The sequence below is a fragment of the Bacillus sp. LR_5 genome (genome assembly GCF_042709275.1).
Window position 1 is genome coordinate 18,483 of sequence record NZ_JAVAXX010000012.1, and the last position, 13,982, is coordinate 32,464.

Annotated in this window: 14 protein-coding genes and 4 tRNA genes; 5 read left to right on the forward strand and 13 right to left on the reverse strand. The window is 45.2% G+C overall.

All coding sequences use genetic code 11. The features are described from left to right. The 8 genes from walR to dnaB all read right to left on the reverse strand — a co-directional run bounded on the left by walR (nucleotide 1) and on the right by dnaB (nucleotide 5,136). Entirely contained in the window at nucleotides 1-708 is a 708-nt protein-coding gene (gene walR, locus RAC86_RS04690) for a cell wall metabolism DNA-binding response regulator WalR (protein WP_003244363.1), read from the reverse strand. A 383-nt stretch (nucleotides 709-1,091) separates the two neighbouring features. Beyond that, nucleotides 1,092-1,164 (reverse strand) — tRNA-Phe (locus tag RAC86_RS04695). Nucleotides 1,165-1,199: 35 nt separating this feature from the next. Continuing rightward, nucleotides 1,200-1,276: transfer RNA gene (locus RAC86_RS04700), tRNA-Asp, on the reverse strand. 82 nt (nucleotides 1,277-1,358) lie between these two features. After that, nucleotides 1,359-1,430, reverse strand: a tRNA-Glu gene (locus tag RAC86_RS04705). 9 nt (nucleotides 1,431-1,439) lie between these two features. After that, nucleotides 1,440-1,515: transfer RNA gene (locus tag RAC86_RS04710), tRNA-Lys, on the reverse strand. Nucleotides 1,516-1,736: 221 nt separating this feature from the next. Beyond that, nucleotides 1,737-3,029 (reverse strand): adenylosuccinate synthase, encoded by a 1,293-nt coding sequence (purA, locus tag RAC86_RS04715; RefSeq protein ID WP_072565583.1) that lies wholly within the window; start codon nucleotides 3,027-3,029, stop codon nucleotides 1,737-1,739. A gap of 208 nt (nucleotides 3,030-3,237) precedes the next feature. Continuing rightward, nucleotides 3,238-3,654, reverse strand: a complete 417-nt coding sequence (locus RAC86_RS04720) for a VOC family protein (protein WP_072565584.1) — start codon at nucleotides 3,652-3,654, stop codon at nucleotides 3,238-3,240. 117 nt (nucleotides 3,655-3,771) lie between these two features. After that, complete coding sequence (gene dnaB / locus RAC86_RS04725; RefSeq protein ID WP_014115849.1) at nucleotides 3,772-5,136, reverse strand: replicative DNA helicase; 1,365 nt, start codon at nucleotides 5,134-5,136, stop codon at nucleotides 3,772-3,774. Between the two features lie 169 nt (nucleotides 5,137-5,305). On the opposite strand from dnaB, the gene RAC86_RS04730 reads away from it, so the two are divergent. Next, nucleotides 5,306-5,506: a DUF2188 domain-containing protein gene (locus tag RAC86_RS04730; RefSeq protein WP_041521111.1), complete on the forward strand. Its 201-nt coding sequence runs from the start codon at nucleotides 5,306-5,308 to the stop codon at nucleotides 5,504-5,506. A 45-nt stretch (nucleotides 5,507-5,551) separates the two neighbouring features. Here RAC86_RS04730 and RAC86_RS04735 read toward each other — a convergent pair whose 3' ends face one another. Next, on the reverse strand, nucleotides 5,552-5,755 hold the full coding sequence (locus RAC86_RS04735; protein WP_014115851.1) for a hypothetical protein: 204 nt from the start codon (nucleotides 5,753-5,755) through the stop codon (nucleotides 5,552-5,554). 120 nt (nucleotides 5,756-5,875) lie between these two features. On the opposite strand from RAC86_RS04735, the gene RAC86_RS04740 reads away from it, so the two are divergent. From RAC86_RS04740 to RAC86_RS04750, 3 genes are all read left to right on the forward strand, one after another. Next, on the forward strand, nucleotides 5,876-6,016 hold the full coding sequence (locus tag RAC86_RS04740; RefSeq protein ID WP_003242786.1) for a YycC family protein: 141 nt from the start codon (nucleotides 5,876-5,878) through the stop codon (nucleotides 6,014-6,016). A 72-nt stretch (nucleotides 6,017-6,088) separates the two neighbouring features. After that, entirely contained in the window at nucleotides 6,089-7,297 is a 1,209-nt protein-coding gene (locus RAC86_RS04745; protein ID WP_014115852.1) for a CynX/NimT family MFS transporter, read from the forward strand. Between the two features lie 116 nt (nucleotides 7,298-7,413). Next, nucleotides 7,414-9,525, forward strand: coding sequence for an ArnT family glycosyltransferase (locus RAC86_RS04750; RefSeq protein ID WP_072565585.1), 2,112 nt, complete (start codon nucleotides 7,414-7,416; stop codon nucleotides 9,523-9,525). Nucleotides 9,526-9,561: 36 nt separating this feature from the next. Here RAC86_RS04750 and rplI read toward each other — a convergent pair whose 3' ends face one another. The 4 genes from rplI to RAC86_RS04770 form a co-directional block, all read right to left on the reverse strand. Further along, a complete protein-coding gene (rplI, locus tag RAC86_RS04755) occupies nucleotides 9,562-10,011 on the reverse strand; it encodes a 50S ribosomal protein L9 (protein WP_003219165.1) in 450 nt (149 codons plus the stop codon). Next, a complete protein-coding gene (gdpP, locus tag RAC86_RS04760) occupies nucleotides 10,008-11,987 on the reverse strand; it encodes a cyclic-di-AMP phosphodiesterase GdpP (RefSeq protein ID WP_061187125.1) in 1,980 nt (659 codons plus the stop codon). The genes rplI and gdpP overlap by 4 nt, the downstream gene beginning before the upstream one ends. Before the next feature lie 37 nt (nucleotides 11,988-12,024). Next, on the reverse strand, nucleotides 12,025-12,954 hold the full coding sequence (locus RAC86_RS04765) for a YybS family protein (RefSeq protein ID WP_072565586.1): 930 nt from the start codon (nucleotides 12,952-12,954) through the stop codon (nucleotides 12,025-12,027). Between the two features lie 227 nt (nucleotides 12,955-13,181). Continuing rightward, entirely contained in the window at nucleotides 13,182-13,331 is a 150-nt protein-coding gene (locus tag RAC86_RS04770) for a hypothetical protein (RefSeq protein WP_014115856.1), read from the reverse strand. Between the two features lie 145 nt (nucleotides 13,332-13,476). Between RAC86_RS04770 and cotF the strand changes: the two genes are divergently transcribed. Further along, nucleotides 13,477-13,959: a spore coat protein CotF gene (cotF, locus tag RAC86_RS04775; RefSeq protein WP_014115857.1), complete on the forward strand. Its 483-nt coding sequence runs from the start codon at nucleotides 13,477-13,479 to the stop codon at nucleotides 13,957-13,959. Nucleotides 13,960-13,982: the final 23 nt, after the last annotated feature.

Sequence of the window (13,982 nt, forward strand, 5' to 3'; positions counted from 1 at the left end):
TTAGTCCTGTTCTGGGTTTCTCAAGTAATAACCTACGCCGCGGCGTGTGACAATCCAATTTGGATGGCTCGGGTTGTCCTCGATTTTTTCACGAAGCCGGCGGACTGTTACGTCAACCGTTCTGACATCGCCGAAGTAATCATAGCCCCAAACAGTTTGAAGCAAATGTTCACGGGTCATCACTTGTCCGATATGTTTTGCTAAATAATGAAGCAATTCGAACTCACGATGAGTCAACTCAATTGTTTCATCTCTTTTTGATACGACGTACGCGTCAGGGAAGATGACGAGAGAGCCGATATGAATCTCGTTAGAGGACGGCTCTTCCTCCGCCGGCGCTGTTGTCAGCTGGCGGCGCAGGTTCGCTTTTACACGTGCCAGGAGCTCGCGTGTGCTGAAAGGTTTTGTGACATAGTCATCAGCACCGATTTCAAGCCCGATGACCTTGTCAATTTCTGAATCCTTAGCCGTCAGCATAATGATCGGCATATCGTATTTCTTTCTGACTTCACGGCACACTTCAACACCGTCTTTATTAGGAAGCATGATATCTAAAAGAATTAAATCAGGCTGAAGCTCTTCTACCATTTCAACGGCTTCGTTTCCGTCGTGGGCACAGTGCACTTCATAGCCTTCTTTTCTTAAGTTAAATTCCAATATATCTGCAATCGGTTTTTCATCATCTACTACAAGGATCTTTTTATCCATCATTTTGATTTTCCTCCTGCCGAATAACTTCATTTCATCTATATAACATTCGTTTCATCATTTATGGCCCATGTAAACAATGGGTCCTTGTCTATTATAACGGTTTAAGGTCAAAAGATAAAAAAAATAAAGGTTTGGAAAAAAACACATATTTCACCTTTATCCGCCCATTGTTTATCTTTTGTCATGCTGGTCAACTTTTTTTAAAATAGTTAACTTTACTGAAACCTCCCCTCACCGGAGTGCGTCTTTATCAATGACGTCTTCTTCTTTGAACCGGCCGCAGGGCCGGTTCTCCCTTTTTCTTCTATTATAACACTCTTCATGTTTGCCTTTTTCCTAAAAGAAAAAACGCACCTACGATTGCAGATGCGTTTGGTAAGTGGCTCGGGACGGAATCGAACCGCCGACACACGGATTTTCAGTCCGTTGCTCTACCAACTGAGCTACCGAGCCAAATGTTTTATTTTTCTCTACTAAGTAAAGTAAAATGGCGGTCCGGACGGGACTCGAACCCGCGACCTCCTGCGTGACAGGCAGGCATTCTAACCAACTGAACTACCGGACCTTACAGTAATTTGCCGCGAGAGCTGTCGTGTCAGCCCTCGCAGACAAATAAGGAATTTAGCAATAACGCTAAAGTAAATCAATGACCCGTACGGGATTCGAACCCGTGTTACCGCCGTGAAAGGGCGGTGTCTTAACCGCTTGACCAACGGGCCTTTACGAAATGGTGAGCCATGAAGGACTCGAACCTTCGACCCTCTGATTAAAAGTCAGATGCTCTACCAACTGAGCTAATGGCTCTTAAGATGTCGGAATTTCCATAGAGCAAACGACTTGGAACAAGTTCTATCTTGTACTCTATTGAAGCAGTTTCCGTAACAACGAGATTTATAATATCACGAACAAATAGAAGTGGCAATAACTTTTTTGGTTTTTTTCATATTTTTTTCTCAGACCAACTTATATGCGGCTTTCAAACAAAAAATAAGCCCCTGAATTAGGGGCTTATAAGCAAATTCTATTTAGTTCGCACGGTACACGCTGCGAAGGACATTTGTCTGTGAACGGTCTGGACCGACAGAGAAAATAGAAAGCGGAATGCCTGTCAGCTGAGACACGCGCTCAAGATAGTGACGCGCGTTTTCCGGAAGCTCGCTCAAGCTTTTCGCGCCTGTGATATCCTCAGTCCATCCTGGCATTTCTTCATATACCGGCTCACATTCCGCAAGTGCTTTAAGACTTGCTGGGAATTCTTCAATGATCTCGCCTTTGTAGCGGTACGCCACACAGATTTTCAGCGTTTCAATTCCTGTTAAAACGTCGATTGAGTTCAGAGAAAGATCCGTAATTCCGCTCACACGGCGGGCGTGGCGGACAACAACGCTGTCAAACCAGCCAACACGGCGCGGACGGCCTGTTGTTGTTCCATACTCGCGGCCGACTTCACGGATTTGATCGCCGATTTCATCTTTCAGCTCAGTCGGGAAAGGACCGTCGCCGACACGAGTCGTATATGCTTTTGATACACCGACAACGTGCTGAATTTTGGTCGGGCCGACACCGGAACCGATCGTGACACCGCCGGCAACCGGGTTAGATGATGTAACAAACGGGTATGTTCCTTGATCGATATCAAGCATAACCCCTTGCGCGCCTTCAAACAATACACGGCGCCCTTCATCAAGAGCATCATTTAAGACAACAGATGTATCGCAGACATATTTTTCAATCTGCTGGCCGTACTCATAATATTCGTCTAAGATATCCTCAATTTTAAACCCTTCTGTCTCGTACATTTTCTCAAGCAGACGGTTTTTTTCTTCAAGATTGCGCTCAAGCTTTTCTGCAAACGCGTCACGGTCTAACAGATCCGCAATGCGAATTCCGATGCGGGCTGCTTTATCCATATAAGCAGGGCCGATTCCTTTTTTCGTTGTGCCGATCTTGTTAGCCCCTTTTCGCTCTTCTTCCACTTCATCCAATTTCAAATGATACGGCAGAATGACGTGAGCTCTGTTGCTGATTCTCAGGTTGTCTGTACTGACGTTGCGCTCATGAAGATACGCAAGCTCTGTGACTAATGCTTTTGGATCTACAACCATTCCGTTTCCGATCACACACGTTTTATCCTTATAGAAAATTCCAGACGGGATCAAGTGAAGCTTGTATGTGACTCCGTCAAACTTGATTGTATGCCCTGCGTTATTTCCGCCTTGATAACGGGCGATCACTTCTGCATTTTCTGATAGGAAATCTGTAATTTTACCTTTTCCTTCATCGCCCCATTGCGTACCTACTACAACTACTGAAGACATGTCCGTGCACCTCCGTTAACCTTTCAAAACGATTCTATTCAAACAAATCAAGTTTATCAGTGAAGAAACAGAAAGTCAATTGTAAATCCGAACATTAAATTAATGTAAATCTATATTCGTTCGCTTCCATTCATTTTATAAGCGTTTTCTCATCGCTTCGCTATAAAAAGCTTGCGAAACTTTTGTCCTTTAGCACGAAAAAGAGCTGCTAGCCTGATATCCCTTTTGTATTCATAAAAACGACTCGCCAGCCGTCCGGATCCTCTATCGTCACGCCTCCATGGCTCCAGTACGGGTTCTCAGATTCAACCTCTTGATAGCCCATGCGTTTTAGCTTTGAAGTGATCGCTGTCAGTTCATCTGCATTCGGCACATAAAAAACGAGGAGACTGTCGGGATGGGGAACGGGAGCAGTACTTTCCCCCTCATACTGGGTGAATTCCAAATGATAATCGGCATGAGGGAGACCGAACATGACACCGTCATACCCGTTATGCTGCGAAAATTCTCCAATTCGTTTCAAGCCCAGTCCCTCTTCGTAAAAACGAATGATCTTATTGAGCTGGCCTGTAGGCCGCGCAATCCGGATTTGCGCTGCGTGAAAATATGAAAAAGGGTTTCCCATGTTACCATCTCCTTTTTGCACCATTTTATTAAAACGCTTTCAAATTTACATCCGCTGAGCGAACGGTATTTTTTCCATCTTTCGAATGAAAAAACCCCAAGATCAGCCTCTTGGGGTTTATGCGCCGGGCGGAACACCGGCGTCATCAAAACGCCGTTCCAGGTTGACGAATTTATTGTATTCTTTTACGAACGCAAGAGACACGGTTCCTACCGGGCCGTTACGCTGTTTGGCAATAATGATTTCGATAATATTTTTATTCTCGGTTTCTTTGTCATAGTAGTCATCACGATAAAGGAACGCGACAATATCCGCGTCCTGCTCGATACTTCCTGATTCCCGGATATCAGACATCATCGGACGCTTATCCTGACGCTGCTCAACGCCCCGGGAAAGCTGAGAAAGCGCGATAACAGGGACTTGCAGCTCCCTGGCGATCGCCTTCAGTTCACGGGAAATTTCTGATACTTCCTGCTGACGGTTATCCTTTGAACGTCCGCTTCCCTGAATCAATTGCAGGTAGTCGATCAAAATCATGCCGAGACCGCTTTCCTGCTTCAAGCGGCGGCACTTGGCTCGGATTTCACTCACGCGGATACCCGGTGTATCATCGATGTAAATCCCGCTGTTTGACAGGCTTCCCATCGCCATCGTAAGCTTGCCCCAATCCTCTTCCGTCAGGTTACCGGTACGAAGATTTTGGGCATTGATGTTTCCTTCGGCACAGAGCATACGCATAACGAGCTGCTCTGCACCCATCTCAAGACTGAAAATCGCTACGCTTTCGTCGGTCTTGGTCGCCACGTTTTGTGCGATATTCAGGGCAAAGGCCGTTTTCCCCACTGACGGACGGGCAGCCACAATGATCAAGTCGTTGCGCTGGAACCCGGCAGTCATCCGGTCAAGCTCTGTAAACCCTGTCGGAATTCCCGTAATATCGCCTTTTCGATTGTGAAGCTGTTCGATATTGTCATAGGTTTGGACAAGGACGTCCTTAATATTTTGGAAGGCACTCGTGTTTTTGCGCTGCGCCACTTCCATAATCGTTTTTTCAGCTTCACTGAGTAAATCCTCGACCTCATCCTCACGGGTATACCCGTCTTGAGCGATGGTTGTCGCTGTTCTGATTAATCGGCGAAGAATTGATTTTTCCTCTACGATTTTCGCGTAATATTCTATGTTAGCCGCTGTCGGCACCGAGTTTGCGATATCTGTCAGATACGAAATGCCACCCACTTCTTCCAGCAGGTCTGTATTCGCAAGCTCTGACGTTACCGTCACTAGATCAACCGGTTCACCTCGGTCACCGAGCACCAGCATCGCATTATAGATTTTTTGGTGGGACATTCTATAGAAATCATCTGGAATCAATACTTCTGAAGCCAGTGTTAAAGCAGACGGCTGCAAAAAAATAGCGCCTAACACGGCTTGTTCGGCTTCTATATTTTGCGGAGGAAGCCGATCATTCAGAACGTCTGTCATGCTAAGCACCGTCCTCTCATTAAAAAATCTCCAAACTCCATTCTACCATTTCTGCAGAAAAAAAATAGAAAAATTGTCTATTTCCTGTTTTTTTCAGCTAGCCGATTGGATCGTTTCGGACAGTAACTAGGCGGGAAAAATGCAATAAAACTTGAGGGAGGAATGAATGATGATGAAAAAATATGCAGTTACACCTAATGTTGATGCGGACGGCTGGTTTATTAAGGTGGAGAATGTGGCGCCGACAGCTTTGTATACATCTAAAGACGCCGCAATTGAAAAAGCCAAACAGGTGGCAGAAGAAAACAGTCCAGCAAAGCTTGTGATTTATGACCAGTTTAAAAATGTGGAAGAAGAATACTCATTTTAACGAATGAAACCCTTCGCTGCAGCGGGGGGTTTTTGGCGGATCGACTTATTTCATCCATTGGAAGCTTGTGTGCATCATCAGATCCGCCGCTTTTTGATACAGATCCCACTCCTCGAACGAAGCAAATTTCCCCATCAGCTCCTGAAGTTTCAGCCTCACAGCTATATACTCCTCAAAGGTGACAGCTTTCTCAGTTTCTTTCTGATGCTCAGTCAGCATTTGTTTTAATAATGACAGCGGTGCGTGCATAAGAACCCTCCTTTCCTCTTTTATAACGGGCATTTACGGATTGCTCCATTCCTTTGTGACATCTTCTTACATTTCACATCTGATTCTTGTACAATGGACAGAAGAGAGGAGGGATCTTTTGTGAGACCTTTGCAAATTTCTGCTGAAACTGCCCAAAAGCTTGCAGAGTCCTTGAATCTGCCGCTTGAACAGATCATGCATATGCCTCAGCATATTCTGCTTGCCAAAATGGCTGAATTGCAAAAAGAGGACAAATCATAGCCTTCATTCACATACTTGCTTACCTGTTTCGGGATAATATGATGTATATGTTAGAAAAAAGGAGTAACTGCTTTGCCACATCCACAAAATAAAAAAATCCAATCGTTTTGGCTGATCGCCGGCATTATCTTTATCGCGTTTAACTTACGGCCCGCGATTACTTCAGTCGGTCCGGTCATCAGCTCTATCCGGGCAGAGCTGCACATGTCCAATGGGGCAGCCGGTTTTTTGACAGCACTGCCGCTGCTTTCGTTTGCAGTTCTTTCTCCGCTTGCGCCTAAGCTCGGACAGCGCCTCGGAAATGAGCGAACCTTATGGCTTGGTCTCCTGATACTGTTTATCGGCGTTTTGATTCGTTCTGCCGGCTACACTGCCGCTTTGTTTTTCGGAACGGCACTCATCGGAGTTGGAATTGCGATCGGAAACGTTCTATTGCCAAGCTTAATCAAACACAAATACCCTGAAAAGTCAGGAATCATGATCAGCCTGTATACGACATCAATGAATATATTCGCTGCTTTGGCATCGGGGGTCAGCGTACCCCTGGCGGCACAAATGGGAGGCGGCTGGAAGCAAGCCTTTCTCTTATGGGGCGGGCTGGCGTTACTTGCATTGCTGATCTGGATACCTCAGCTGCGCCACCGGGATACAGCAAACAAGGCGGTGAAGCTTCAAAACAGTTCCATTTGGGCTTCCAAAATGGCATGGTTTGTCACCATCTTTATGGGACTGCAATCATTTTTATTTTACAGCAGCATCGCTTGGTTTCCTGAAATTCTCCGTTCACACGGGATTGATACATCAACAGCCGGATGGATGGTGTCACTCATGCAATTTGCGAGTCTGCCTTCCACTTTTCTGACACCGGTTTTAGCTGACCGTGTGAAACAGCAGCGCGTTATCGTTGCGGCGCTGGCCGCAGTCTATCTGATCGGCCTATGCGGATTATTAGCGGGCGGCAGCCATACAATGCTTGCCATCTGGATGGTGATTATCGGTATCGGACAAGGCTCCAGCATTAGTTTGGCACTCGCTCTTATCGGTCTCCGCAGTGAAAATGCACAGCAGGCCGCTGCGCTGTCAGGCATGTCTCAGTCATTCGGCTATCTGCTTGCAGCCGTCGGTCCAATCTTTGTCGGCTATCTATTTGACCAGACACATTCATGGACAACACCGATTGTGCTTCTTATTGCTGCCCTGATCGTAATGGGAGCAGCCGGACTGGGAGCCGGACGAGATCGATACATTCTTCAGTCAGCGAAACAAAGAAACTCAGCATAAAAAGCGGGGAAGATATCTCCGCTTTTTTCTTTGAAATTCTTCGAATATTTATGGTTTATTCATAAGTTTTTCATATTTGTTTTTTACAATTAAACACCATAAAGAGGTGAAAAACGATGAAAACCAAACGATTCGACGTAGTCCTTATTCTCATTTTGCTTACAGCGGCTTTTCTGAATGCGTATAACATTTGGCAGGATGACACAGCGAACCAATACTATTTGGCGGCTGTGAAAAGCATGACGCAAAGCTTCCACAATTTCTTTTATGCGTCATTTGACCCTTCTGGATTTGTGACAGTAGATAAGCCGCCTGTTGTGTTATGGATTCAAACGATTTTCGCACTGATTCTCGGCGTTCACACATGGAGTGTAATCATTCCCCAGGCTCTCGCTGGAGTTGGATCTGTATTCCTTCTCTACAGAATGATCAAACCGACTTTTGGAATTGGAACGGCCCGCATTGCCGCACTTGTCATGGCTCTGACACCTATCGCAGTAGCCGTCAGCCGGACAAACAATATTGACAGCATGCTTGTCTTTACCTTATTGCTCGGTTCAGCTTGCCTGCTTCGGGCCGTGAAACAAGGCAAGCTGGTTTGGCTGCTGACGGCATTTGCCCTGATAGGACTCGCCTTTAATATGAAGATGATGCAAGCGTTTATGGTATTGCCTGCATTTGTGTTATTCTACCTGATTGCATCTCAGGTTTCTCTGAAGAAAAAAATCGGGTCTCTGATTCTGTCTCTTGTCCTACTGACAGGCCTTTCCCTCTCATGGGCGGTTGTGGTGGATTCGACCTCATCCTCCAGCCGGCCTTATGTAGGAAGCAGCCAGACCAACTCAGTGTTAGAACTGGCCTTCGGCTACAACGGCACAGAGCGGCTGCTTGGACAAACCACCGGCCTTGCAAGGAGTGATATGAATGCCGCTGGCGGCCGTAACATGCAGAATCATAGCACCATGCAACCGCCAAACAGCAACGGATCATCTTCTGACGGAAACAGCAAGTCTGACGGAAGTGCCGCCAATCAAAACGGCAATCAATCATTCGGTAACAATTCACAGGGGCCTCAGCCGCCTAGCGGACAAAACGGCGCTTTAAATGGAGGCGGAGGCACACCTCCAACAGGCAACGGAACTGGAAACGGCGGGCCTGGCGGCGGAAATGGAGGACCTGGCGGTAGCGGCGGAAAAAGCATGAATATGTTCGGCACCGGCGATGCAGGACCGCTTCGTCTCTTCCAATCGTCACTTTCCGGCCAAATCAGCTGGATGCTTCCATTCGCATTGATCGGATTGCTGGGCGGAATCGTCAGCTGGTACCGTGATCGCCGCGGACAGGCTGCTGAAATGAAAGAAACGCTATTCTGGACGGCATGGCTCGTCCCTGTAGCTGGTTTCTTCAGCGTTGCAGGATTCTTCCACCAGTATTATTTAATTATGCTGGCACCTCCGATTGCCGCACTTTCCGGTATCGGATGGTACACAATGTACCGTTTATACAAAAACAATAAAGACTGGGCCAGCTATCTTCTGCCGGCAGCCGTTCTAATCACAGCCGCGTTCCAGGTTTATATTCTGAGCGCTTATACAAGCCAAATCGGCAGTGTATGGCTGTACGTACTGGGACTCTTAGGATTCGTCATCACCCTTGCGCTTCTGATGCTTAAACGCAGCCATCCATTCAGCAAGCAGCTGACGATCATCAGCTTATGTGTTCTGCTGCTCACACCAGTCTACTGGTCAGCAACGCCGCTTCTATACGGAGGCAACAGCGTCCTTCCTGAATCCGGCCCGCAGCTTAAAAGCTCAGCAAACGGCGGAAACATGTTCTCTTCAGAGGTCGACACCGGACTCCTGTCCTATCTGAGAAAGCATAATACCGGCGAAGAGTATCTATTTGCTACTTTGACAACCGTAACGGCTGCGCCATACATCATTAATGAAAATGAATCTGTTATGGCAATGGGCGGATTTAACGGCACAGATCCAATTCTGACTGTGTCCGAACTGAAAAAACTGGTCAAAGAAGGTAAAGTAAAATACTTCCTTCTGTCAGGAAATAACTCAGGCAACAGCGAACTTGTTTCCTGGATTAAGAAAAACGGAAAAGAAATAACATCTGACGAATATAGCAGTTCTTCCAGCAGCACAAACAGCAGCCTGCAAAGCATGAGAGGAGGACCTGGCGGAGAAAGCCAGCAAACTCTTTATCTCGTGGAATAAAAAAAGAGGCTTGGATTGCTCCAAGCCTCTTTTCTATTAAACTTCTTCTTTCACATGTACCTTTAACACAGCCTGCACCTCAGGATGCAGCTTCACAGGCACGTTTGTATATCCTAATGCACGAATGCCGTCCGGCAGTTCAAGCTTCCGCTTATCTACTTTAATCTTATGGTCTTTTTGGAGCTGTTCAGTAATTTGCTTGCTTGTCACAGAACCAAATAAACGGCCGCCTTCCCCTGATTTCGCGCTGAGCTCAACTGTCAGTTTTTCTAATGTTTCTTTTAAGCTCTTCGCTTGCTCAAGCTCGGCAATAGCTTCTTTTTTCTCTTTTTGTTTTTGTCCGTTCAGCGCGCTGATGTTTGACGCGTTCGCTTCAACCGCGAGGCCTTTTTTAATTAGAAAGTTATGCGCATAACCGTCTGCTACGTTTTTGACTTCGCCTTTTTTTCCTTTTCCTTTTACATCTTGTAAGAAAATAACCTTCATCTCTGTACGCCTCCCTCAAAATACTCATCTATGGCGTGCTTCAGCCGTTCCAGCGCTTCAGAAACTGAAATGCCGGACAACTGAGTCGCCGCATTTGTTAAATGCCCTCCGCCTTCCAGCGCCTCCATGATGATCTGAACATTGACCTCGCCAAGTGACCGCGCACTGATACAAACGGTTTGTTCATCCCGTCTCGCCACCGCAAATGAAGCCTCAACTTCACTCATCGACAGCAGCGAATCGGCCGCCTGCGCAATGAGCACTTGATCGAAGTATTCCTCCTCATTTTCAGGAAGAGAAGCAATCGCAATGTTCTCTTTATAGAGGGCTGTATGCTGGATCAGCTTCGCCCGTTTAATATAGGAATCAACGGTTTCTTTCAGGAACTTCTGCACAAGCACCGTGTCGGCGCCTTTTGCCCTTAAATAAGAAGCCGCATCAAAAGTCCGCGAGCCCGTGCGGAGAGAAAAGCTCTTTGTATCCACTATTATACCAGCTAATAGGGCTGTTGCTTCAATCATATTGATTTTTAAGCGCTTCGGCTGATATTCAAGCAGCTCTGTCACCAATTCCGCTGTCGAAGAAGCGTACGGCTCCATATAAACGAGCAGCGGGTCTCTGATAAACTCCTCACCCCTGCGGTGATGGTCGATGACCACGATATGTTCAATTTTATTGACCAGCCGTTCCTCCATAACAAGTGACGGTTTATGTGTATCAACGATCACAAGCAGCGTGTCATCATTGGAGATTTCCATCGCTTCTTCAGGCGTAATAAACCTTGACCACAGCTCTTCATATTTTTTGATTTCCTCAATCAAACGCTGCACACTTGATCCGATTTGATTTGGATCAATGACAATAAAACCATCTTTGTTATTTGCCTGAGCCACCTTTAAAATCCCGATCGCTGCGCCGATAGAATCCATGTCAGGGAATTTATGCCCCATGATAATCACATTGCTGCTTTCAGAGACGATTTCCTTTAAGGCATGAGAAATGACGCGGGCCCGCACCCTTGTTCGTTTCTCCATCGGGTTTGTTTTACCTCCGTAAAACTTCACCTTGCCGTTCGGCAGCTTAATGGCTACTTGGTCTCCGCCGCGTCCCAACGCTAAGTCCAAGCTGGATTGCGCCAAATCGCCAAGTTCTTTCAGCGAGGAGACTGAAGCCCCGACACCAACGCTTAACGTCAGTGCTACACCGTCAAATGAGGTTTTTTCCCGCACCTCATCTAGAATCGAAAACTTCGAATTTTCGAGTTCAGTTAAGATGTGTTCATTAAGTACAGCAATAAAGCGTTCTGAAGACGTCCTTTTCAGGAAGATCCCGTACTCCTGCGCCCAGGCGTTCAGCAAAGATGTTACCTGGCTGTTCATCGTGCTTCTCGTCTGGTCATCCAATCCTTGGGTCACATCATCATAGTTATCAAGGAAAATATATGCCAGCACGGTTCTTTCGTTTTCGTATAGCTTTTCAATCTGGATTTGTTCCGTTACATCAAAGAAATACAGCAGGCGCTCATCCCGTTTGATGACAACCTTAAACTTACGGTCATTCAATGTAACCGTTTCCGATTCCACCTCTTGTTTGATGAGCGGTACAACCGACTCACAAGTATCGTAAAGGGACCTCCCCACTAATGTGCTTTCATTAAAGCAAGAAGAAAGAAACGGATTTGCCCATTCTATATAATATTGGTCATTAAAAAGCATGATGCCGATCGGCATTTCCATCAATGCCTCTTCACCGACTTTTTTCAACCTGTAGGATAACGTAGAAATATAAGCATCAATCTCTTTTCGAATAAGAGAATCAGCACGTTTAATAAAAAACAAAATAACTGCGAGCAGCAGTACTTCGACGGTTCCTAATATCCAGTTAAAATAAAAGCTGATGAGGATTGTAATGATTGACAGAGCAATCAATGCATAGATGGGATACCGAAACAGCGGTTTTTCATAAAAGCTTGGCATTTCTATCACTCCCCACCGTGTGAGTAAAACTTCATGTTCACTTCACCTTATTCCTTATATTAAAGCCCATATCTATAACGCCTAAAATGCGAATGGCTGCCATAAAGATCGGATGTATAAACCCAAGAATCACTGCAATTACAGCCGCAGCCTTCGGATATTGTTTCTTATGGCAATAGAAAAAGATAAATGATAAACCTTGGATAAAAATCAGAAACCCGAGTATAAACTCCCCATTTAAAGCGATAGAGTACAGCATTTGGCCTTTTTCTAAAGGCAAAAATGAAAGTATGACGATCATTAAATACAGCACTACAACACTTTGCGGAAACTTCAACTCTCTAAAAGGCTTTAGATTAGGAATATCGGGGGAGAATCGCCTTAAGAGCGGCTTAGCGATAAGGTAACTGAGGAAAGAAAAAATAGCTCCTACCATCACAATAGCTGTTGGAAAAAGATATTGAACGATACCCAATTGTTCTTCCATCAGTTTCAATTGCTTCTCAAGCTGTTCAGCATTGCCCGACTGCTTCACTACAGTTTCTACAATATCAAGAGATTGCCGGTATTGTGTCATCGCTTCATCAATGATATTGATACCCAAAAACTGAATGCTTATCACAAAATAGAAGACAATACAAAGCATATAAATAAGAGCGCCCGAAATAATGGCGTGCCCGGGTTCTTTCTTTTTGAAATAGTGCCCCATGGCAATGCCGGCGCAAGCTGACATAAAAGCTACAATAAGCCCGGTAAAGGACCCAACAATAAAAACAACCGGAAGACTGACAATGCCCATCCATATCCCTAACTTCAATCCATGTCTAATCGTATACAGGATCATGGGCAGCGGCAGTGCAAATAACAGAATTGTTCCAATCACAGGAACATAAACGACCAAAATCGTGATGATCGCAAACAGACTGATTAAAATAGCACCTTCCATTAATGCTCTCGTTTGTTTCACTTAGTCACCTCGTATCATCCTGAACATACGAATAGAAAAGAGCAGCATAAACGACTGCTCTTTTTTCATCGCTGCAACATGCTTTGCACCGAATGTTTTTTTATATCATCTCTAAATTTTACTTTTATATTTTAACATAAGTCCAAATCGCAAGTAAAATGACGCCAATGTTTCATGTGAAACATTGCAAATGAAAAGACATTCTTTGAAAAGAATGCCCATCACGGTTAATGTTTATCATCCATAAAGCCAGAAGATTCCTTGTTTTTCTTTTTCGTTTTTCTGACATACATAAAAATTAAGATCACCAGTAAAAGGGTTGTTGCTTGCAGAACGCCGCTGCTAAACAAGAAAAAGTTCTTTATCATCTCCCACATCGTGTTTCACCTCTTTTTGCATGTTCTCAACCCGTATCCTATATAAGATGAATTTCCCTTTTTAAAAACTTCAAAACATCATGAACAACATTGAGCGTTGGGCATATGCTGATATGGAATCTGATTGATAAAGGAGAATTGTTACATGGATGAACGCAGAACATTGGCTTGGCATGAAACATTAGAAATGCACGAGCTGGTTGCTTTTCAATCAAATGGACTCATTAGGCTGAAGAAAATGATAAGAGAAGTAAAAGACCCTCAGCTCAGACAGCTTTATAGTGTGTCCATTCAGGCTGTTGAGCAAAATCTAAGAGAGCTTCTTCCATTCTTCCCGCAGGCGCCGCACAGAGAGGACGAGGAAGAAGAACGCGCGGATAACCCATTTTACAGCGGTGATCTTCTCGGGTTTGCCAAAACGTCTGTCCGCAGCTATGCCATCGCGATTACAGAAACAGCAACACCTCAATTAAGAAACGTACTGGTCAAACAGCTGAATGCTGCCATCCAGTTGCATGCACAAGTTTATCGATACATGTATCAGCATGGATACTATCCGTCTTACAACCTTTCTGAACTGTTGAAAAATGACGTCAGAAACGCCAACAGAGCCCTTTCAATGAAATAAAACAAGCAGCAAAGGAGTTCCCT